Origin of the sequence: Pseudomonas sp. zfem002 (genome assembly GCF_032621685.1) — a bacterium.
GTDB classification, from domain to species: domain Bacteria; phylum Pseudomonadota; class Gammaproteobacteria; order Pseudomonadales; family Pseudomonadaceae; genus Aquipseudomonas; species Aquipseudomonas japonica.
In genome coordinates, this window is sequence record NZ_JAVYJH010000019.1 from 117,643 (window position 1) to 138,946 (window position 21,304).

At 66.8% G+C, this 21,304-nt stretch carries 14 protein-coding genes and 3 pseudogenes; 7 read left to right on the forward strand and 10 right to left on the reverse strand.

All coding sequences use genetic code 11. The annotated features are described in order from the left end of the window. Nucleotides 1-3: 3 nt before the first annotated feature. From RTI28_RS20380 to wecB, 4 genes and pseudogenes are all read right to left on the reverse strand, one after another. Nucleotides 4-840, reverse strand: coding sequence for a DUF4434 domain-containing protein (locus RTI28_RS20380; RefSeq protein WP_316922091.1), 837 nt, complete (start codon nucleotides 838-840; stop codon nucleotides 4-6). Then, nucleotides 840-3,989, reverse strand: a complete 3,150-nt coding sequence (locus tag RTI28_RS20385; protein WP_316922092.1) for an NfrA family protein — start codon at nucleotides 3,987-3,989, stop codon at nucleotides 840-842. The genes RTI28_RS20380 and RTI28_RS20385 overlap by 1 nt, the downstream gene beginning before the upstream one ends. Next, nucleotides 3,986-6,132, reverse strand: a pseudogene (gene nrfB / locus RTI28_RS20390) (cyclic di-3',5'-guanylate-activated glycosyltransferase NrfB). The gene RTI28_RS20385 and the pseudogene nrfB overlap by 4 nt, the downstream one beginning before the upstream one ends. Continuing rightward, a complete protein-coding gene (gene wecB, locus RTI28_RS20395) occupies nucleotides 6,129-7,283 on the reverse strand; it encodes a non-hydrolyzing UDP-N-acetylglucosamine 2-epimerase (RefSeq protein WP_316922093.1) in 1,155 nt (384 codons plus the stop codon). Before wecB ends, nrfB begins: the two are co-directional and overlap by 4 nt. A gap of 355 nt (nucleotides 7,284-7,638) precedes the next feature. Here wecB and ilvA point away from each other — a divergent pair, with 355 nt between their 5' ends. The 5 genes and pseudogenes from ilvA to RTI28_RS30450 all read left to right on the forward strand — a co-directional run. Further along, nucleotides 7,639-9,201 carry a threonine ammonia-lyase, biosynthetic gene (ilvA, locus tag RTI28_RS20400; protein ID WP_316922094.1) on the forward strand — a complete coding sequence of 521 codons (1,563 nt, stop codon included), beginning with the start codon at nucleotides 7,639-7,641 and terminating at the stop codon, nucleotides 9,199-9,201. A gap of 79 nt (nucleotides 9,202-9,280) precedes the next feature. Continuing rightward, nucleotides 9,281-10,429, forward strand: coding sequence for an L-threonine dehydrogenase (gene yiaY, locus RTI28_RS20405; RefSeq protein WP_316922095.1), 1,149 nt, complete (start codon nucleotides 9,281-9,283; stop codon nucleotides 10,427-10,429). Between the two features lie 285 nt (nucleotides 10,430-10,714). Further along, a complete protein-coding gene (locus RTI28_RS20410) occupies nucleotides 10,715-11,734 on the forward strand; it encodes a LacI family DNA-binding transcriptional regulator (protein WP_316922096.1) in 1,020 nt (339 codons plus the stop codon). Nucleotides 11,735-11,827: 93 nt separating this feature from the next. Then, a pseudogene (locus tag RTI28_RS30445) lies at nucleotides 11,828-12,610 on the forward strand (PAS domain-containing protein); the annotation flags it as partial. 108 nt (nucleotides 12,611-12,718) lie between these two features. Then, a pseudogene (locus RTI28_RS30450) lies at nucleotides 12,719-13,147 on the forward strand (methyl-accepting chemotaxis protein); the annotation flags it as partial. Nucleotides 13,148-13,734: 587 nt separating this feature from the next. Here RTI28_RS30450 and RTI28_RS20420 read toward each other — a convergent pair. From RTI28_RS20420 to RTI28_RS20445, 6 genes are all read right to left on the reverse strand, one after another. Further along, nucleotides 13,735-13,968: a hypothetical protein gene (locus RTI28_RS20420; protein ID WP_316922098.1), complete on the reverse strand. Its 234-nt coding sequence runs from the start codon at nucleotides 13,966-13,968 to the stop codon at nucleotides 13,735-13,737. A 109-nt stretch (nucleotides 13,969-14,077) separates the two neighbouring features. Beyond that, nucleotides 14,078-15,274, reverse strand: a complete 1,197-nt coding sequence (locus tag RTI28_RS20425; RefSeq protein ID WP_316922099.1) for an MFS transporter — start codon at nucleotides 15,272-15,274, stop codon at nucleotides 14,078-14,080. A gap of 60 nt (nucleotides 15,275-15,334) precedes the next feature. Then, nucleotides 15,335-16,384: a DUF3445 domain-containing protein gene (locus RTI28_RS20430; RefSeq protein WP_316922100.1), complete on the reverse strand. Its 1,050-nt coding sequence runs from the start codon at nucleotides 16,382-16,384 to the stop codon at nucleotides 15,335-15,337. A 16-nt stretch (nucleotides 16,385-16,400) separates the two neighbouring features. Beyond that, nucleotides 16,401-17,369 carry a PDR/VanB family oxidoreductase gene (locus tag RTI28_RS20435; protein WP_316922101.1) on the reverse strand — a complete coding sequence of 323 codons (969 nt, stop codon included), beginning with the start codon at nucleotides 17,367-17,369 and terminating at the stop codon, nucleotides 16,401-16,403. Further along, nucleotides 17,366-17,971, reverse strand: a complete 606-nt coding sequence (locus tag RTI28_RS20440; protein WP_316922102.1) for a dimethylamine monooxygenase subunit DmmA family protein — start codon at nucleotides 17,969-17,971, stop codon at nucleotides 17,366-17,368. The genes RTI28_RS20435 and RTI28_RS20440 overlap by 4 nt, the downstream gene beginning before the upstream one ends. A gap of 133 nt (nucleotides 17,972-18,104) precedes the next feature. Beyond that, the gene (locus RTI28_RS20445) at nucleotides 18,105-19,529 is read right to left on the reverse strand and encodes a gamma-aminobutyraldehyde dehydrogenase (RefSeq protein WP_316922103.1); all 1,425 of its coding nucleotides are present in this window, start codon (nucleotides 19,527-19,529) and stop codon (nucleotides 18,105-18,107) included. Nucleotides 19,530-19,756: 227 nt separating this feature from the next. Between RTI28_RS20445 and RTI28_RS20450 the strand changes: the two genes are divergently transcribed. Next, a complete protein-coding gene (locus RTI28_RS20450; RefSeq protein ID WP_316922104.1) occupies nucleotides 19,757-20,503 on the forward strand; it encodes a FadR/GntR family transcriptional regulator in 747 nt (248 codons plus the stop codon). 47 nt (nucleotides 20,504-20,550) lie between these two features. Further along, nucleotides 20,551-21,291 carry a cache domain-containing protein gene (locus RTI28_RS20455; RefSeq protein WP_316922105.1) on the forward strand — a complete coding sequence of 247 codons (741 nt, stop codon included), beginning with the start codon at nucleotides 20,551-20,553 and terminating at the stop codon, nucleotides 21,289-21,291. Nucleotides 21,292-21,304 lie beyond the last annotated feature (13 nt).

Here is a 21,304-nt window from a genome sequence, read left to right on the forward strand (position 1 = left end):
CTGCTATCTGGGCGCACTCGGCAGCACCTTCGCCCACGGCCGGTAGTTCAGGGCGAACACCGCTTCGGCATGACACCCGGCCCCGGTTCCCGGCTTCATCGGCACCGCCCGGAACGGCTCGCCGTCTTTGCTCACCTGGCGAAACGCCTCGCGGATGATCCCCACTTCACAGGGCAGCACATTCGCATAGTGCTCACGAACCTCCGCCGGCAGGCGCCCGGTCCCTTCACCGTCCTGCCACCACAGCTTCAGGCCCAGTCCGGCCAATTGGGTGAACCACTCCGACTGTATTCCCGGCGCCAGCCTGCCGGCGCTGAACGCGCTCAGGTGCAGCGGTGCATCCAGCTTTCGATTGAATTCCTGCAACTGGGTGAACAATGCCGCGCGACGTTCCTCCTGCCAGAAATGCACGTCATCCAGCTCCATCGGCAGATACCAGCCCGCCACCGGCAGCTTCCAGGTACGCACCTCGCGCTGCTGGGCCAGGGACTCGCCCAGCTGGACCTTCCAGTAGGCCGCCAGCCCCGTGCTGTCCAGCTCGTCGATACGGGTGTAGTAGGCACTGTCCAGGTGCAGCCCGAGCACCAACTCCAGCCCCTGCTCGTGCGCCAGGCGCAGGCTGCTGGCCAGCCAGCCGTCGGCACCGCCGAAGCGCTCGTCGCCGTAGCGGGTCCACTGCACGATCAGGGTGCGTCCGCCATTGCGCACAGTGTCGGCCCACAACTGGCGCCATTGTTCGGCGCTGAGCACCGCGTCGCGGTTCAGCGGTTGATAGATGACGCGCTGGTCGGCAACGGCCGGCAGGCAGGCGAACAGCAGCACGAGCAGGATTCGGCGCATCAGAAGGTCAGCTCCACGCCCAGCAGCACGCCATTGGCGCGCTCATAAAGATTGCCGCCCAGGGACTGCTGGTACTCGGTACGTACCTTGAGCGAGCCGCGGTAGGCGTTGTAGCGATCGTCGTCGAACCACCACTGCCAGCGCAGACCGACCCCGGCGCGCAGGTCCTGGCGCCAGTCGTTGCTCGGGTCCTGGCTGCCGAATTCGACGAAGCCGTAGGGCATGACGGTCTGCGGCGAGCGGGTATCCAGTTTCCAGGTGTGCCCCTGCTGGTAGCGCGACAGCCATTGATGATCGCCGGCGCGGGTCCACCAGGCGGCGTCCAGGTAGAGGAAGCGCTCGTCCCAGTCATCCTCGTCGACCCGCCAGTCGGCGCGGTAGTCGCCCTGGTCGAAGAACGACGCCGTGGCCCGCAGCAGCAGGTCGTTGCTGCTCTCGGCATGGCTGCGCAGGTCGCGCCAGTTGCCGCCGACCCTGCCCGGGCTGAACAGTTGGCCGAGGCTCAGGCCATCGTAGTGCGCGTCGTCGATCTGGCGCTGGTGATACAGCTCGGCGTACAGGTTGAGGTTGGCCTGGCCCAGCGGCTTGTAGCGCAGACCGACGCCGGTGCCCATGCTCTGCGCGTAGTCGCTGCGCCCGCTGGCGCCGAACAGCACGCGGCCGTACACCGACAGGGTGCTGCCGTTGCGGCTGGGCTCCTCGCCGAGGGCGTGGTCCCACATTGCCAGTTGCACGTTCTGCGAGCGGGCGCGGCGTCCGGGGTCGTCGCTGTCGTTGCGGAAGTTGTCGTTGGTCGAGACGCCAGCCGGCGACCAGGTGCTGGCCAGGGTCACCGTATCGCGCCGCGACAGCGCTTCGTGGGCGCGGCGCTGGCGGTACTTGCGCGCTTCGAGGCTGCCGTATTCGTCGTCGCCATCCACCAGGTCCTGTTCCACATCGAGCACCCGGCGCAGTTCCTGGCGCGCGGCGGCGCTGTCTTCCACTTCGGCGTAGCGCCAGGCCAGGGTTTCGCCGAGTCGATAGTCCTCGGGGAAGTCGCGGGTCGCACGCTGCAGCAGTGGGATGGACTGACGGCGCTGGGCCTTGTCCCGAGACCCGGCCAGGCGCATGCCGTAGTCGGCGCGATAGCGCGGATGGTCCGGGGCCAGGCGCACGGCTTCGGCCAGCCAGGCGTCGCTTTGCGCGAGGTCGCCGTTGCGCTGGGCGAGAATCGAGGCGTCGTAGTAGTGCTCGGCGCGCGGCTGGCGCTGCAGGGCCTGGCGCTGGCGCTCCAGCGCGGCGGGCAGATCGCCGCGACGCTGGGCGATGCTGGCGCCGAGGGCCCAGTCGTCGGCACCGGGATGGCCGGCGGCCTGCCAGTGCTGCTCGGCACGCTCGGCATTGCCGGCGCTCAGCGCGCTGCGGGCGGCGGTGAGGCGGGCGTTGTCGGTCCATTCGCTGGCGGACAGGCTGTCGAAGATCCGCGTGGCGCCTCGGGAATCGCCGGCGGCTTCGAGGGCATAGGCCAGGGGCAGGCGGCTGCCGCGATCGCCCAGGCGTTCGGCGGCCTGGTAATAGACCACCGCTTCGCCCGGACGCTCGGGCATGGCGCAACGGCCGAGGGCGCGCAACTGGCCGACCTCGCGCGGTTCGCCGGGGATCGCCGCGCGCACGGCATCGCAGTGTCCCGCCTCGGCGAGACGGGCGAGCAGCAGGGCACGGCTGGCGGCATCGACCCGTGGAATCAGGCCGCTGCTGCGCCGGACGTCCAGCGCCGCGTCGTTCTGGCTGTAGAGCCCGGCCAGGCGCTGCAGCAAGGGCGCGGACAGACGTCCCTGATGGCGGTCGTAGGCTTGCTCCAGCAGGGCCCGAGCCGCCTCGTCGCGTCCGCCCTTGAGCATCAGGTAGCTGGCCTGGTCCAGCGCGGTCAGGCTGCCGGTCTGGCGGTACAGGCGCTCCCAGGCCGCGCTGGCATCAGTGTTGCGGCCGCTGTGCTGCAGCAGCTCGGCACGCTGCTGGAGGATCGCCGGGGTCTGCGGCTGGCTGGCGAGCCAGGCCATGACCTGGTCGTTGCGGCCTTCCTCGCGCCAGACTTCGAGCAGCCGCTGCTGGCGCTGGCTGTCCCAGGGCTGCGGCAGGCGCTGCTGTTGCAGCAGGTCGGCGGCATGCAGGCGCTGGGCGAGCAGCAGCCAGGTCTGCGGATCGTCCTCGGCGCGGCACTGGCGCAACTGCTCCAGGGCGTGCTCCGGGGCGTTGCGCGAGAGCCATTCGGCGGTTTCCAGGCAGGACTTGCCGAGGTCGTTGCTGAGCTCCCGGACCAGCGCGCCGTCCTCGCTCTGGCGGGCCAGTTCCAGCAGTTGCTCGCGGTGCTGCGGCTGGTCGCGATCGGCCTCCGGCAGGCTCTGCAGCCAGCGTCGGGCCTGTTGCTCATGGCCCATGGCGACGGCGCGGTCGACCATGGCCAGGCGCGTCTGGCGCGCGGCCTGCTCGGAGGGCGCCTGCTTGAGCAGGGCCTGCAGGGGCGCCTCGTCGAGCCGTTGCACATAGGCGTTGGCCAGGCGTTGCCAGTCGTCGTCGCCGAGCTGTCCGCGGCTGGCCAGCGGCGCCAGTTGCCGCACCGTCTCGTCCCAGTCGCCGACCTGTTCCGCCCAGGTCGCCCGGGACTGGCGCAGGATGTTGTCGTCATGCCCAGGACGCAACTGGTTCAGCCAGTCCAGCGCCCGCTGCGGTCCGTAGTGCGTGCCCAGGCTCAGGCTGTAGGCCTGGCGCAGGCGAATGCGCGGGTTGATCTGGCTTTCGTCCATCCAGCGTTCGACCACCGCGGCGTCGGGCGGGTCCTGCTCGATCCGGGTCAGGCGCAGTTCGAGCAGGGCCGCGCTGTCCTTGCCTTGCGCCTCGGCCATTTTCTCGGCGTCGCGATAGCGCCCCTGATGGGCCAGGGCCTGGATCAGCAGGCTGCGGGCCTCGTCGTTGTTGGGCACCCGTTCGAGCAGGTAGCGGGTCAGGCGTTCTACCTCGGCCCAGTTGTCTTTCTTCGCTTCGCGGTAGCTGCGGTCCATGTACGGATAGCTGCGAAAACGCTCGAAATCGCTCATCGGCGCGGCGGTGGCGTGCAGGCCGGACAGGCACAGCAACAGGCCGGTGGCGGCCAGGGGCAGGCGTGTGCTCATGCCACCTCCTGGATGATACGGTGCGCCGCCTGCTGTTCGGCGGCCTGTTCGGCCAGGGCTTCTTCCAGCACTTTCTCGCTGATGATGCCGCGTTCGATCAGGTAGTCGCCGAGGCTGGTCTGCTCCGGATGGAAGTCGATCATCACCTGGTTGAACAGGGTCGCGGGGACCATGCCGCGGGTCTGCAGCAGCGTGCCGAGCAGGACCTGGTGATGGCTGACCCGCTCGATCAGCCCGGCGTCGTGCTGGTGGCGTTCGAGGACCGCGAGCATCTGCCGGGTTTCCTCCTTCTGCCAGGGGCTCGGGTAGTTGTAGCGCAGGCCCAGGGTGACCCGTCCCTGCGGCGCCAGGCGGCAACTGACCGGGCGCTTGAGCTGACGGGCGATGGCCCCCAGCGACACCTGGCTGACCGGGCTTTCGCTGGCCAGCACCAGGGTCGCGCCGTCCTCGGCCACCGGCAGCACGCCGTAGTGCACGGCGAGCCGGCGCGGCAACTGGGCGATCAGGTGGGCATCGATCTGGAACGGGTTCAGGGGCGCCCAGGGGATATCCAGCTGTTCGGACAGCGCCTGCACCAGTTGCTCGCTGTCGATCAGCCCACGCACCAGCAGCTCGCGCCCCAGGCGGCGACGCTCCGGCGCGGTGATCGCTGCCTCTCCACCAGGCGATGACCCAGCGGGGTGCGGGCCGGGGCGGTGAGGGCGGGGAATTCGTGGGTGGTCTTGTCCCAGGCCACGCGCCGCGAGTCGCCCATTTCCAGGACCTGGCGCAGGGCGCGGACGTTGGCGAAGAAGTTGACGAAGTTGCTCCACATCATCCGCGGCGCCGACAGCAGGCCCTGGAAGATCCCGTAGTAGCGGGTGACGAACCAGCCGCGCTGGAACAGCCGGTTGAGCAGGAGAAAACCGTTGAGCCAGAGCAGGGTACTGAGCAGGACGCTATCGGAGAGGATCGACGGGAAGCGCCAGGCCTCGGGGAACACCAGGGTGATCAGCCACATGCTCAGCAGCACCAGGAGCAGCAGGTTGACCAGGAAGCTCAGCAGGTAGGCGAACAGCCCGCGACGATCCCGCCAGAGGAAATAGTTGAGCGCGCCCGTGCGGCTCCAGCCGAGGTTGCGGGTGCCCTGGAAGACGATGCCGACGATCCACCGCGACTTCTGCCGGATCGCGTGCTGCCAGTCGCGCGGGAAGTGCTCGCGCACGCAGATCACCTGGGCGAACGCCCGGCTCATGCCCGGCACCCAGGTCTGCGGCAGGGCCAGTTGCGGGTCGCTGATGGAGTAGCGGGCGAAGATGCACTTCATGCCTTTCTGCTTCAGGCGAAAACCGATGTCGTAATCCTCGGTCAGGCTCTGCACGTCGAAGGCGATGCCGTCGCCGTCTTCCAGCAGGGCGCCGATGGCGCGCCGACTGAAGCAGGTGCCGACCCCGGCGCTGGGCACCTGGCCGGTCAGGGCTTCGCGGACGATGACGTCCTTGCCGTGGTTCTCGGCGAACTCGTCGACATAGTGCCCGGCGGTGAAGCCCTGCCACTCGGGGGCGAAGGGGTAGACCGGGATCTGGATCATGTCCTTGTTCGGCAGCAGGTAGTTGTACAGGCGCAGCTCCATGGGCGAGATCACGTCTTCGGCGTCATGCAGGATGAATCCGGCGAATTCGATGCGCGCGTCACGTTCGAAACGCAGGATCGCGTCGATCACATTGTTCAGGCAGTCGGCCTTGCTGGTCGGGCCGGGGCGGGCGCAGACCACCTTGTGCACGTTGGGGTAGTGCAGGCACACGGCGTCGACGTCGGCCTGGGTCTGCGGGTCGTTGGGGTAGGTGCCGACGAAGATCTGGTAGTTCTCGTAGTCCAGGGTCGAGGCCGCCAGGCGCGCCATCTCGCCGACCACGCCGACCTCGTTCCAGGCCGGGACCATGATCGCCAGGGGCTTTTCCTTGACCTCGAACAGGCGTTTCTCGTCGGCCCGTTCGTGCTTGTCGTAGATGCGAAAGCGACGGATCAGCTTGCGTCCCCAGTAGACGATATCGATGAACAGGTCATCGAGGCCGAGGAGGAACATCAGGCTGGCGAGGATGATCGCCAGCCACTTGAGGCCGAACAGGATGTAGGTGAGGACATCGACCCAGAACAGACTCATGAGGCCGCATGCCCGGTGGCGGTTTCTTCCAGCCAGCGCTGCAGGCGCTCGGCGATGCGCTGGCTGGCGTGGCCGTCACCGACCGGGAAGAACACCTTGCTCATGCGTGCGTAGGTCGCCGGGTCGTCCAGCAGGTGGCCGGTCTCCCTGACGATGCGTTCGGTCTGGGTACCGACCAGCCGCACCGTGCCGCCCTCCAGCACCGCCGGGCGTTCGGTGACCTTGCGCAGCACCAGTACCGGCTTGCCCAGGGCCGGGGCTTCCTCCTGGACGCCGCCGGAGTCGGTGAGGATCAGGTAGGCGCGGTCCATCAGCCAGACGAAATGCCGGTAGTTCTGCGGTGCGATCAGGTGGATGTTGGGCTGGTGCGACAGCACCGAGTACACCGCCTTCTGTACCTGCGGGTTGAGGTGCACCGGGTAGACGAACTGCACGTCGGGGTAGCGCAGGGCCAGTTCGGCCAGGGCCAGGCAGATGCGCTCGAAGCCCGGGCCGAAGTTTTCCCGCCGGTGCCCGGTGATCAGGATCAGCCGCTGGTCGTCGCGCAGGGCGGCCAGCGGCGAGTCGGCGGCGGGCTGCCAGCGGTTGCGCTTGAGGTCCTCGCGCATCCACAGCAGGGCATCGATCACCGTGTTGCCGGTGACCTCCATGTGCTCCAGGGGCACGCCTTCGCGCAGCAGGTTGTCGCGCGAATCCCGGGTCGGCGGGAAATGCAGGTCGGCGATGACCCCGGTCAGGCGCCGGTTGGCTTCCTCCGGCCAGGGCTGGCGCAGGTTGCCGGTGCGCAGGCCGGCTTCGACATGGCCGATGGCAATCTGTCGGTTGAAGGCGGCGAGGGCGGCGATGAAGCTGGTGGTGGTGTCGCCATGAACCAGCACGATGCGCGGCTGGAAACGTTCGTAGGCGGCGTCGATATGCGCGAGCAACTGTTGCGAGAGGCCGTTGAGGGTCTGGTTCTGGGTCATCACCTGCAGGTCTTCGTCGACCTTGAGACCGAAGTCATGCAGGACCTGCTGGAGCATTTCCCGGTGCTGGCCGGTGGAGCAGATGTTCAGCTCGATCCCGGGCCATTCGCGCAGTACCCGGGCCAGCGGGGCCATCTTGATCGCTTCCGGGCGGGTGCCGAACACCATCATGACTTTGTAGGGCATTCCTTCGCTCATGGTCCGGCCTCTCAGTTGAGTGAGTCATACGCGGGGTGCATGGGTGCAGGAACTAGATACAAGCAGCGGACTCAACCCTTGTCCAATCAGGGCTGGGCTTTTTGGGTGCACTGTCGAAAGGGTTGCGACGCCTGTCGCAGCAACTTTTTGAATCAGTCGTTGACTTGGCAAAAACGTTTAGCTAGTTTCGACCTCCATGAATACCTTCCCGCATTTGCCGACCAGCAGCATTATTACCGCCATTATCGGATTGGCGGGCTAGCTGGCACTTGCACCGAACCCGCCCTGGAGGCGGGTTCTTTCTCTCGACTCCTGGGCTCTTTGAAAAAACCAGGAGTTACCGATGACCAGCCTCACCGCCTGCCCCACCGCACCTGTCAGCGCACCCAACCTGCTGTCGGACTACGTGCGCCGGATTCTGTCCGCACCGGTGTACGACCTGGCCATTGAAACCCCGCTGCAAGCGGCTCGCGCGCTGTCGGCGCAACTGGGCAACAACGTGCTGCTCAAGCGTGAAGACCTGCAGCCGACCTTCTCCTTCAAGATCCGCGGCGCCTACAACCGCCTCAGCCAGCTGACCGCCGAGCAGCGCGCGCGCGGCGTGATCACCGCGTCCGCCGGCAACCATGCCCAGGGGGTCGCCCTGGCCGCCCGCGAGCTGGGGATCAAGGCCACCATCGTCATGCCCGAGACCACCCCGGCGCTGAAGGTCGAAGGCGTGCGCTCCCGGGGCGGTCACGCGGTGCTGCACGGCGATGCCTTCCCCCGCGCTCTGGCCCATGCCCTGCACCTGGCGCAGCGCGATGGCGCCACCTTCGTCCCGCCGTTCGACGACCAGGATGTGATCGCCGGGCAGGGCACCGTGGCCATGGAAATCCTCCGCCAGCAACCGGGGGCGCTGGATGCGATCTTCGTGCCGGTGGGCGGCGGCGGGCTGATCTCGGGGATCGCCGCGTATGTCAAATACCTGCGTCCCGAGGTCAAGGTGATCGGCGTCGAACCGCAGGATTCCAACTGCCTGCAGGCAGCCCTGGCCGCGGGCGAGCGCGTAGTGCTGCCGCAGGTCGGCACCTTCGCCGACGGCGTGGCGGTGGCGCAGATCGGTGCGCATTGCTTCGAGATCTGCCGGCACTACGTCGATGAAGTGATCACCGTCAGCAGCGACGAACTGTGCGCGGCGATCAAGGACATCTACGACGACACCCGTTCCATCACCGAGCCGTCCGGCGCCCTGGCCGTGGCCGGGATCAAGAAGTACGTGGCCGCCCGCGGGGTGAGCGGGCAGACCCTGGTGGCGATCGACTCCGGGGCCAATGTCAATTTCGACCGCCTGCGCCATGTCGCCGAGCGCGCCGAGCTGGGCGAGCAGCGCGAGGCGGTGATCGCGGTGACCATCCCCGAGCGTCCGGGCAGTTTCCGGGCCTTCTGCCAGGCCCTCGGCCGCCGCCAGATCACCGAGTTCAACTACCGCTACTACCCGGGCAAGGAAGCGCGGCTGTTCGTCGGCGTGCAGACCCATCCCGTCAACGACCCGCGCGAAGCGCTGCTGGCCAGCCTGCGCGAGCAGGGCTACGAAGTGCTCGACCTGACCGACAACGAACTGGCCAAGCTGCATATCCGCCATACCGTCGGCGGCCATGCCGGGCCGGGGGCCGAGGAGCGTGTGCTGCGCTTCGAATTCCCCGAGCGGCCGGGGGCGCTGCTGGGCTTCCTGGAGAGCCTGGGCAAGCGCTGGAACATCAGCCTGTTCCACTACCGCAACCACGGCGCCGCCGACGCCCGGGTGTTCGCCGCCCTGGAAGTGCCGGCGGACGAACGCGCCGAGCTGCCGGGCCTGCTCGATGCCATGGGTTATCGCTACTGGGACGAGACCGACAATCCGGCCTATCGCCTGTTCCTCGGCTGAGCTTGCCCTGGATCAACACGGGCTGCCCATGAGCGGCGGATGCTGAAGGTATCGAGAGACGCCAGATGAGGTACCCGCCATGAGCAGCACGTTTTTCATCCCCGCCGTGAACATCATGGGCATCGATTGCCTGGAAGAAGCGCTGAACGCCATCGTTGGCCACGGTTTTCGCAAGGCGCTGATCGTCACCGACAGCGGCCTGGCCAAGGCTGGCGTGGCCGAGCGGATCGCCGAGCAACTGGCGGTGCGCGACATCGATTCGCGGGTGTTCGACGGCGCCAGGCCGAACCCGAGCATCGCCAATGTCGAGCAGGGCCTGGCGATGTTGCGGCGCGAGCAGTGCGACTTCGTCATTTCCCTCGGCGGCGGCTCGCCCCATGACTGCGCCAAGGGCATTGCCCTGTGCGCCACCAATGGCGGCACGATCGCCGACTACGAGGGCGTGGACCGTTCGGCCAGGCCGCAGTTGCCGCTGGTGGCGATCAACACCACCGCCGGCACTGCCAGCGAGATGACCCGGTTCTGCATCATCACTGACGAAGCGCGTCACGTGAAAATGGCCATCGTCGACCGCAACGTCACGCCGATCCTCTCGGTGAACGACCCGGCGCTGATGGTCGGCATGCCGAAGTCGCTGACCGCGGCCACGGGCATGGATGCGCTGACCCATGCGGTGGAGGCCTATGTCTCCACGGCGGCGACGCCGATCACCGATGCCTGCGCCTTGAAAGCCATTGAGCTGATCAGCGCCAACCTGCGCCAGGCCGTGGCCGACGGCAAGGACCTGCAGGCGCGGGAGGCCATGGCCTATGCCCAGTTCCTGGCGGGGATGGCGTTCAACAATGCCTCGCTGGGCTACGTGCATGCCATGGCGCACCAGCTCGGCGGTTTCTACGACCTGCCGCACGGGGTGTGCAACGCGGTGCTGCTGCCCCATGTACAGCGCTTCAATGCCAAGGTCTGCGCGGCGCGGCTGCGGGACGTGGCGGGGGCGCTGGGGGTGGAGATCCGTGAGCTGGATGCGCAGCAGGGCGCCGGCGCGGCCATCGCGGCGATCGAGGCGTTGAGTCGGGATATCGAGATTCCGCAGGGGCTGGCGGTGCTCGGGGCCAGGGTCGAGGACGTGCCGATCCTGGCGGCCAATGCCCTGAAGGACGCCTGCGGCCTGACCAATCCACGGCCGGCGAGCCAGGCGGAGATCGAGGCGGTGTTCAAGGCGGCGTTCTAGCCCAAGTGACTGGACACCCCACGCCCCCCCGTAGGAGCGAGGCTTGCCCGCGAAGGAGCGCGCAGCGGTCCCAAACCCGGATGACAGGGGGCCTGCTGGTCCACGGTGGTGCCTGGGTTGGGAACGCTGCGCGCTCCTTCGCGGGCAAGCCTCGCTCCTACGGGGGCAGGTGGGCAGGTGGGCAGGCGGGCGGGAGGAGGGAGGGCGACCGTCCGGTCATTCGCAAGTTGCCAGTCTGGGGGCGCGCCACTAACCTAGCCGGTTTCCCGCCCCACCCGAGATCCCATGACCCGCACCGGCTCCCGTACCACCGGACGTCCCACCCTCGCCGAAGTCGCCCGGCTTTGCGGCGTCTCGCCGATCACCGTGTCCCGCGCCCTGAGGGGCGTGGCCACGGTGGCGCCAGACCTGGTGACCCGGGTCAAGGCCGCCGCCGCCGAGCTGGGCTATGTCGCCAATCCCGCCGCCCGCGCCCTGGCCTCGGCACAGAGCCAGTCGGTGGTGGTGCTGATCCCCTCGCTGTCCAACCAGCTGTTCGTCGAAACCCTCGACGCCATCCACGATGTCCTGCGCCCGCGCGGCCTGGAAGTGCTGATCGGCAACTACCACTACGATCCCGCGGTGGAAGAGAACCTGATTCGCAGCTACCTGGCCTGCCAGCCCCGCGGCCTGCTGCTCACCGGTCTGGAACGCAGCGATGGCGCCCGGCAGATGCTCGCCGTCAGCGGCGTACCGCGGGTGCACATGATGGAACTGGACAACCACGACGGCAGCGTCTGCGTCGGCTTCTCCCAGGAAGAGGCCGGCTACGCCGCGGCCCGCCACCTGCTCGAACGCGGCCGGCGGCGCCTCGGCTTCATCGCCGCGCAGCTGGATCAGCGCGTGCTGCAGCGCGCCGCGGGCTTTCGCCGGGCCTTGCGCGAAGCAGGCCTGCATGACCCGAGCCTGGAACTGCTGGTGCCGCAACCCTCTGCCATCGGTCTGGGCGGCGAGCTGTTCAGCCAGTTGCTGGCGCGCCACGGCGACCTCGACGGGATCTTCTTCTGCAACGACGATCTGGCCCACGGCGCCATTTTCCAGGCCCAGCGCCAGGGCATCCGGGTGCCGCAGCAGGTGGCCATGGTCGGTTTCAACGACCTGCCGGCCTCGGCGCACACGGTCCCGCGCCTGACCTCGATCCGCACGCCGCTGGCCGCCGTCGGTCACCACGCGGCACAGGCCCTGCTCGATCTGCTCGACGGTCGGCGCCGGCAGGGCGCGTCGCGGGACCTGGGGTTCGAACTGATGATCCGCGAAAGCAGTTGAAGATCAGCCGATAAATGGTGGTGGCAGAAGGCTTGCTAGGCGCCTTGCCGCATCTATGCTGAGCACAATTCCGCCAATGGAGTGTGCGTAACCATGTTCGACTCCCATCGCAAATCGGATCTGGCAGAAATCGAGCGGTGTAATCGGGCGCTGGCGCAAGCCAACGCAAAACTGGCAGCGATCAGCCGTTCCATGGCCATGATCGAATTCAGCCCCGATGGAGTGGTACTCGACGCTAACGAGCACTTTTGCAACGCCATGGGCTACAAGCTCGAGGAGATTCGCGGTCAGCATCACCGGATCTTCTGCGAGGAGACCTACACCAAGACCGAGGGATACCGCCAGCTGTGGCGCGACCTGGGCCAGGGGCAGCCGCGCAGCGGCACCTTCCTGCGCCTGAACCGCAAGCGCGAGGACATCTGGCTGGAAGCCAGCTACATGCCGGTGTTCGGCGGCAATGGTGCGGTCAGCAGCATCATCAAGGTGGCCAGCGATATCTCCCGGCGCGTGGTTCACGAACATGAAGCCGACTGCCTGCTCAACGCCATCGGCCGCTCCATGGCGGTGATCGAGTTCACCCCGGAAGGGCGGGTGATCACCGCCAACGACAACTTCCTCAACACCATGCACTATCGCCTCGACGAGGTGGTCGGCCAGCACCACAGCCTGTTCTGCCACAAGAGCGAAAGCGAATCGCCCGCCTACAAGGCGTTCTGGGCCTCGCTCAACCGTGGCGAGTACCACTCGCACCGCTTCGAACGGGTCAACAAGCTGGGGCAGATGGTCTACCTGGAGGCCTCGTACAACCCGATCTTCGACACCAAGGGCCGCCTGTACAAGGTGGTCAAGTTCGCCAGCGACATCACCCACCAGGTCTGCACCCAGCAATCCGCCGCCGAGGCTGCCCATGCCACCTCGGTGCAGAACGACGCCTGCGCGCGCAAGGGCTCGGAGGTGGTGCAGCAGACCGTGCACGTGATCGAGGAGATTTCCAACGACCTCAACGAGGCGGCGCGCAGCATCGACGCGGTGAACCGCCAGTCGGAGCTGATCGGGCAGATCGTCCTGACCATCCGCGGGATTGCCGACCAGACCAACCTGCTGGCGCTCAACGCGGCGATCGAAGCAGCGCGGGCCGGCGAGCACGGGCGTGGTTTCGCCGTGGTGGCGGAGGAAGTGCGCAACCTGGCGGCACGCACCAGCAAGGCGACCCTGGAGATCGTCGAGGTGGTTCGGCAGAACCATGACCTGTCGCTGAATGCGGTGGCCAGCATGCAGTCCAGCCTGAGCCGCACCGGGCTCGGGGTGGAATTGGCGAACGAGGCGGGGGAGGTGATCCTGGAGATCCAGCAGGGGTCGCGGCATGTGGTGGATGCGATCAGTCAGATCAACTCGACCCTGCAATTGCATTAGGGCCTGTGCGGGCCTCATCGCGGGCAATGCCCGCTTGTGTCTTGAACCAGAGGTACGGTGATCAGATGCTTTGTGTTGAGCGCTGCGGGTGCGGGTGCGAGATATCGTGTGTTGATCCATTTGCCAAGGCGACGCCAAGTCACCTTTTCGCCCTTACGGCGACCCACTTTTGAAAAGCGCAAAAGTGGGCAAAACGCTCTTGCTCCTGCATCCGGCCCTACGCTTCGCTCCGGGTTCCTTCCCTCCGCACTGACTCCGGGGGCCGCGCCATACGGGCTCCTGCCCGATGGCGCTTTCCGGGCCATCCATGGCCCTACACCCCCTCCATCAGCGCTCCACTCAGCCTCCTGATGTCGCCGGCAGATCAAGAGCCAGAGCAAAAGCAAAAGCAAAAGCAAAATCCAGAGCGTAGCCGTCACCTTCCTGAGAGCACCCTCGCCCGGCAAGAGCGCAGCGAATTGTGCTTTTGATCTTGATCTACGTGCGACATCAGGAGGCCGAGTGGAGCGCTGATGGAGGGGGTGGAGGGCCATGGATGGCCCGGAAAGCGCCATAGGGCAGGAGCCCGTATGGCGCGGCCCCCGGAATCAGTGCGGAGGGAGGGAACCCGCAGCGCAGCGGAGGGCCGGATGCAGGAGCGAAAGCGTTTTGCCCACTTTTGCGCTTTTCAAAAGTGGGTCGCCGTAAGGGCGAAAAGGTGACTCAAGGTCGCCTTGGCCAATGGATATGCACGCAAACCTCAGCACCAGCACCAGCACCAGCACCAGCACCAGCACCAGCACCAGCACCAGCACCAGCACCAGCACCAGCACCAGCACCAAGCCCCAAGCCCCAAGACAGTTGCTCCCACAATGTCCGCGGCGACACCGAACCCTGTGGGAGCGGGCCGGGCGGCGTTCCGATTGCCCGCGATGAGGCCACCAAGGTCGATCAGACCGCCGCAGCCAGTTGCGCCACCACATGCTCCCGGCGAATCCGTGCCAACGGCACGCTCACCAGCGCCAGGGTCAGCACCACGGTCACCGCAATCCCCCAGGCAGCCAACGTAAACCCACCCAACGAAATCAAGCCACCGGAAATCGCCGGCCCCACCGCCAGGCCCAGGCTGAGGAAGCTGCCGGCCGCCGCCACCACCCGGCCCTCGCGATCCAGCTCCGCCGCCAATCCGGTCAGGTAGCTCAGGGCATAGAAGTAGGTGATGCAGATGGTCATCACTCCCGCGGTGTACAGCGTCTTCGAGTGTTCACCGAGCACATAGCTCAGGCTGGTGGCCCCGGTCAGCAGCACCGCGAGGATCACCGGCGTGCTCATGCCGAAGCGCTTGCCGATCAGCGCCGCCAGCAGCGGGCCGATCAGGCCGACCACCGATTGCACCGAGAGCAGTACACCCAGCTCGTCACCGCTGTAGCCGACCATGGTCCCGATCCGCTCGACGAAGGCCCAGCCCATGGTGTCGCGGGCCTGGAACACGAACATCGCCAGCATCATGCAGATCGCCGGCAGGGTCAGCAGGACATTGCCCTTGTCACCCTTCGAGACCACCAGGGTTTCCACCACCGGCGCGCGCTGGGCCATGGCCGGGATCGCCAGGAGCATCACCGCCATGGTGCCGGCCATGGCGTAGTACAGCCCGGACAGGCCATACAGTGCCATGACCTTGGCGTAGCCGAGCATCACCACGATCATCAGCAGCACCGACAGCACGTTCATGTGCCCGGCGATCCGGTCCGGCTGCTTCGCGCTGGACACCGCGGCATTGCCGCAGGCCAGGGCCAGGCCGGCGCCGATCCCGGCGATGCAGCGCACCGCGGCCAGGGTGTAGAGGCTGTCGACATTGGCGCTGACCAGGTTGGCGGCGACTGCGAGCAAGGTGCCGGCAATGGCCAGGGTGCGCCGCGGCGCGCGGCCCATGAACGGCGCGACCAGCAGCGAGGCGAGCATGGTGAAGCCGAATTCCGCCGACATCAGCAGCCCGGCCTGGGCCTCGTTCAACTGCAGGTCGTGGATGATCGCGCTGATCAGGAACGGCAAGGCCCACAGGCCGAGCAGACCGACACCGTAGGCGGACGCGGCCGCGGAGAACACCAGGCTCCAGCTCTCAGGCAGGAAATTGCGTATTGTTTTCATTGTGGTTTTCCCGGATTGCACGCAAAAAAAGCGCGCCATTATCGGCGCGCTCGTAGAGTTTTATTGCTGACTTTCGTCGACTGGCGTTCCGTCGTCGTACTGCGACAGCCAGGTGACCATGGCCTCGCGGTAACGGGTAAAGCCCTTGTAGTCCACCAGTTCCTGGTCCAGGTCGCGGATCACCCGGTGCATGCGCTTGGCCCATTGCGGGGCGAACTCGGCCAGCTGTTGCAGGCTCACCAGGTAGGTGCGCACCGGGAACAGCACGGCGTTGCTGCGCGGCAGGCGGTGCAGCGGCTGCAGCTCGATGCGCAGGTTGACCCGCTCGCCGGCGTTTTCCGCGGTCACCGTGGTGCGGTCCGGGGCCCAGTCCGGCAGGGTCTCGGCGGAGGTTTCCAGGCGCGGGTTGACGGTGATCGACCAGTTGGTGCGACGCACCGGGTGGCCCGGACGCAGGCGCAGGAGGAACTTCAGCGCGCGCTGCAGGATGCCCATTTCATGCAGCTTGGGTACCGGGCCATGGAACTCCATGAAGCTCATGCCGAGGTTGAAGCGCAGCGAGTAGTCGGCGCGCTGGGTGGCCATGCCGGCGCCCATCACCAGGGTGTCGTCGCGCTCTTCGAGGAGGATGAACTCGCCCTGGGCCTGGCGGGTGATGTATTCCATCGGGTCCATCGGCAGGGTGCTGGCGTCGCCGAACACGAAGCGCTGGTCGAGCCCCAGCGGCCGGTTGATCCAGTGCCACTGGCTGCCGTTCTTCTCCAGGCTGAAGTGCTCGGGGAAATCGCGGGAGTACGACTCCATCAGCAGCTCCAGCAGGTCCCACTGCGCTTCCATCATGTGCGGCAGGGCGGCGTAGTGGATGCCCGGCTGGCTCTCGAGGATCTGCGCGCGGTGATGGCACTCGGAGATGTAGTGCTCGTCGATATCGAACTGGGCACGCAGGGCGCCACTGCCGAACGGCACATGGGGCTCGACGTTCATCGAGTACATGTACTGGTCTTCCGGATAGGGGAAGGGCAGGCGCAGCACCGCCTCGCGGCTGTTGGCGTAGGTGAAGCCCCTGGTATCGAGGTCGGCGTAGCTTTCGATCGGTTTGAATACGGTCATTTGTTGTTGTCCTGTTTCAGAGGTCCACGACCAGGCGGCTGCAGTTGGCCCGGGATACACACGGCATGAATTTGCGCTTGCTCAGCTTGTCTTCCTCGCTGAGCCAGTCGTCGCGGTGATCCAGCTCGCCCTCGACGTCCAGCACTTCGGTCTCGCAATAACCGCAGGCACCACCGCGGCACAGATAGGGCACCTTGTAGCCGGCCTGTTCGGCGGCTTCGAGCAGCGACTGCTCCGCGGGCACTTCTATGGTTACGCCCTGACGCGCCAGGGTGACGCTGAACGGCTGGCCGCTGGAGCCCTGCTCGACGAAGCGTTCGTAGTGGATATGGCTGTCGGTCCAGCCGAGGGCATGGGCGCTCTCGATCGTGTCGTCGATCATGCTGTCCGGACCGCACACATAGACGTGGCTGCCCAGCGGACGGCCGGCGAGGATCGCCGCGATGTCCATACGCTCGTCTTCGCCCTGCACGTAGAGGTGCACGCGGGAACCGTACTTCGCCTGCAGCTCGCGACCCAGGGCTATGTGCTCAGGGCCGCGCACGGCCAGGTGCAGTTCGAACGCGGCCTTCTTCAGCTCCAGCTCTTCCAGTTGCGAGTACACCGGGGTGATGCCCACGCCACCGGCGATGAACAGGTGCTGGCGGGCATGCTTGGCCAGGGGGAACAGGTTGGCCGGCTGGAGGATCTGCAGCAGGTCGCCTTCGCTGACGTTGTCATGCAGGAAACGCGAGCCGCCACGGCCGTCGGCGACCCGGCGCACGGCGATCTGGTAGGCGCTGGAGTCGTAGGGCGAACTCATCAGCGAATAGGCGTTGCGGTGGGTCTTGTCGCCGTCTTCGAGGACCACCACCACATGGCTGCCGCCGGAGAAGGCGGGCAGGTGTGTGCCGTTCGGATCGACGAAGGTGAAGCGGGTGATTTCCGGGGTCAGCGGCTCGATGCGCGCGACGCGCACGCTCAGGGTGCCATTATGGGTATTCATGTATCGAGCTCCTCGGCGGCGGGCAGTTCACCCGGGACTTCGCCATCGGCCTTGATGCCCTGGAAGGCGGCCAGACGACGGGAATAGTGGTCGCGCACCACCAGGTCGAGCTGGCAACCGGGGCAGGTGAAGACGCGGTGGGTGACGTTTTCCGTGTAGGTGTCGCAGTGCGCGCACCAGACCCGGCGGACCAGGGTGCCGCTGTGTTCGCGCAGGACTTCGTCGCGGTTGAGGTCGACCGCGTTGGCCGCCTGCATGGCCGTGCCGATGAAGCTTTCCGAGCCGCTCAGGTACAGGCGCAGGCCCATCCGCGCGGCGCCAAGGCGCTCGCGCAGGGCGGCGATCAGCGCCTGGTTGCTGGCGTACACCTCCAGGCCGTCGGCCTGGACTTCCAGCAGTTCGCTCAGGTGGTTGTGCCCGGAGAAGGATTCGGTGGAGTAGAGCAGGGTGCTGTGCTGGCGCTGCTCGGCGGACATGTCCGCGATCAGGCGCAGCATCGCCGCGCCGCCGCTGCCCTGGCCCGCGATCAGGTGGCGCTGGCCGCCTGCCATGGGTTGCAGCCGGTCATAGACCGGACGGCTCTTGATGCCGGTGATAAGCATGATCAGACCTCGTAAGTCGCCGCCCCGGCGAACCGGGACGGCTATGGCGGTCGGCGGTCAAGCCTGAGCCATATTGCCTATGATTTTATATGTTTTGTGTCGGCCGCCAGAAAGGCGTGGTTCATCAGGTGAATCAGTGCTTGAACATCACATGACGGACGCAGGTGTAGTCCTCCAGCCCGTACATCGACATGTCCTTGCCGTAGCCGGACTGCTTCATGCCGCCATGGGGCATTTCGCTGACCAGCATGAAGTGCGTGTTGACCCAGGTGCAGCCGTACTGCAGGCGCGCGGCGAGGCGGTTGGCGCGGCCGACATCGCGGGTCCAGACCGAGGAGGCCAGGCCGTAGTCGGAGTCGTTGGCCCAGGCCAGGGCCTGCGCTTCGTCGTCGAACGGGGTGATGCTGAGGACCGGCCCGAACACCTCGCGCTGGACGATCTCGTCGTCCTGGCGGGCATCGGCCAGCACCGTCGGCTCGAAGAAGAAGCCCGGGCCGTCGACCCGCTGGCCGCCGGTGATCACGCGGATATGCGGCTGCGCCTTGGCGCGGTTGACGAAGCCTTCGACACGCTCCAGGTGGTCGCGGGTGATCAGCGGGCCGAGTTCGGTCTGCGGATCGTCCTGCAGGCCCATGCGCAGGCTGGCGACGGCCGCGCCCAGTTGCTCGACGAAGCGCGCGTAGATACCGCGCTGCACGTACAGGCGGCAGGCGGCGGTGCAGTCCTGGCCGGCGTTGTAGAAGGCGAAGGCGCGGATGCCCTCGACCGCGGCGTCGATATCGGCGTCGTCGAAGATCAGCACCGGCGCCTTGCCGCCCAGCTCCATGTGCGTGCGCTTCACGCTGCTGGCGGTGCCGGCGATGATCCGTGCGCCGGTGGCCACCGAGCCGGTCAGCGAGACCATGCGCACTTTCGAATGATTGACCAGCGGTTCGCCGACGCTCGGGCCGCGGCCGAAGAGGATGTTGACCACGCCGGCAGGGAACAGCCCGGCGATCAGTTCGCCCAGGGCCAGGGCGGTCAGCGGGGTCTGCTCGGACGGCTTGAGCACCACGGTGTTGCCGGCGGCGAGGGCCGGCGCGAGTTTCCACGCGACCATCATCAACGGGTAGTTCCACGGTGCGATGGAGGCGATCACTCCCAGCGGGTCGCGGCGGATCATCGAGGTGTGGCCGGCCAGGTATTCGCCACCGGCCGAGCCCGACAGGCAGCGGCTGGCGCCGGCGAAGTAGCGGAAGACGTCGGCGATGGCCGGGATTTCATCGTTCAGCGCGGCCTGGTAGGGCTTGCCGCAGTTCAGCGACTCCAGGCGCGCCAGGTGCTCGGCGTTGGCCTCGATCAGGTCGGCCAGCTTCAGCAGGAACTGCGCACGCTCTTTCGGCGGGGTCTGCGCCCAGCCGGCGAAGGCCTGGTCGGCGGCCTGTACCGCGGCATCCACCTGGGCGCTGCTGGCCTCGGCGATGGCGACCAGCACGGCGCCCTCGGACGGGTTGTACACGGCGTAGGGGTCGCCTTGGCCATCGACCAGCTGGCCGTTGATCAGGAGTCTGGTTTGCATTGCGTATTCCTGCTTGGAGTTATTGATGAATACAGGCGCTTCGGTTCACGGGGCCTGCGCAAGGCTTAAACATATAAAACCATATCTTAAATTTGCTTGCTAGCCTGAAAAGACAGAATTGCCCTGACCATAAGGTCATAAGGCGCTATCAAGACGACTGTGCTTCGCTATAAGATGCGAAACCGATTTTTTAGCCGAGCCTGCCAGACGCTCGAGAGGGAGAGGCAATGACTGCCCTGAACAGTGCACGTAACACCGCGTTCATCCGGCTGCGCCAGGAGGGGCGCACCGATGAAGTGGCACGGCGCCTGGTGGAAGCCATCGAACTGGGCCTGTTCGCCGAAGGCCAGCAGTTGCCCAGCGAATCGGAGCTTGCCCTGCAGTTGGGGGTGGCCACGGTCACCCTGCGCGAGGCCCTGGTGGTGCTGCGTCAGCGCGGCCTGATCGAGACTCGCCGCGGGCGCAATGGCGGCAGCTTCGTCTGCGCGCCGGTGGAGTTGCCCGAGGCGCTGCTCCTGCAACGCCTGCGCGACATGAGCGGGCCGGACCTGCGCGACCTCGGCGACGAACAGACGGCCATCTCCGGCACCGCCGCGCGCCTGGCGGCCAAGCGCAGTTCGCCGGAGCAGCAGGGGCGCATCGCCCATCACATCGACATGCTGCGCCAGGCCGGTTCGCGTCTGGCCCGGCACCGTGCCGACGCGCGTTTCCACATCGAAGTGGCGGCGGCCGCGCAGTCCCTGCGCCTGACCCACGCGGAGATGCGCCTGCAGTCGGAAGTCGGCGAGCTGTTGTGGATGGAAGCGGCCGGTGGCGGCGATATCACCCTGGTCGAGCAGGAGCACCAGGCGATTCTCCAGGCCCTGGTCGCCGGCGACGCGGTGCTGGCCGGGGCTCTGGCCGAGGCCCACGTCAACCGCGGCATCAAGCGCCTGATCAGCCTGCGCCTGGAGCTGTTGGCCGGCGCCGAGTGAAGCAGCACTAGACAAGAAGAAAAGCCGAACCTGTGTGAGGTAATGCCATGTTTGCTCCGAGCGACAACGCTTGCTTTTCCGCCTGCGCGCAGCAGCTGGACAGCACCCTGGGAAGCATCTTCAGCCAGGTCCGCGAACTGGTCGAGGAAACCCGTGCACTGTGGGAACGGGTCCTGGCCGAAGGCCGCCAGCCGCTGGCGCGGGACCTGGCCTCGCTGCGCCCGGCCATCGACCGGCAACTGCTGGCCACCGGCGCCTTCGGCTGTGGTGGCGGGGTGATCGTCGAGCCCAACGGCCTGGCCGACCGGGAAATGCACCTGGAATGGTGGTACCTGGCCGATGCCGGCAAGACCCTGCCGTTGCGGCCGAACTTCGACCGGCGCCGGGAGAACTACTACGACTACACCGAGATGCCCTGGTACCGGCGGCCGCGGGATACCGGCAAGTGCGTGGTGGAGGGGCCTTATGTCGACCTGTATGGCACCAACCTGTACGTGCTGACCTTCACCATGCCGATCCTGGTGCAGGGGCGTTTCATTGGCGTGGCCGGGCTGGACCTGTCGCTGCACAACCTCGAGCGTCTGCTGGTGCGCAGCCTGATGAAGCTGGATCACGAGGCGGTGCTGCTCTCGGCGGATGGCCGGGTGATCGCCTCGAACACGGCGAACTGGATGGTCGGCGACCTGGTGGCGACCTTGCTCAATACCCTGCAGTTGGACGAGATCCGCCTGACCTTGTCGGAGTCGGAGACGGGGTGGTCGCTGGTGCGCTTGCCCACTATGCGTTAGGCGCCTGGTTCGC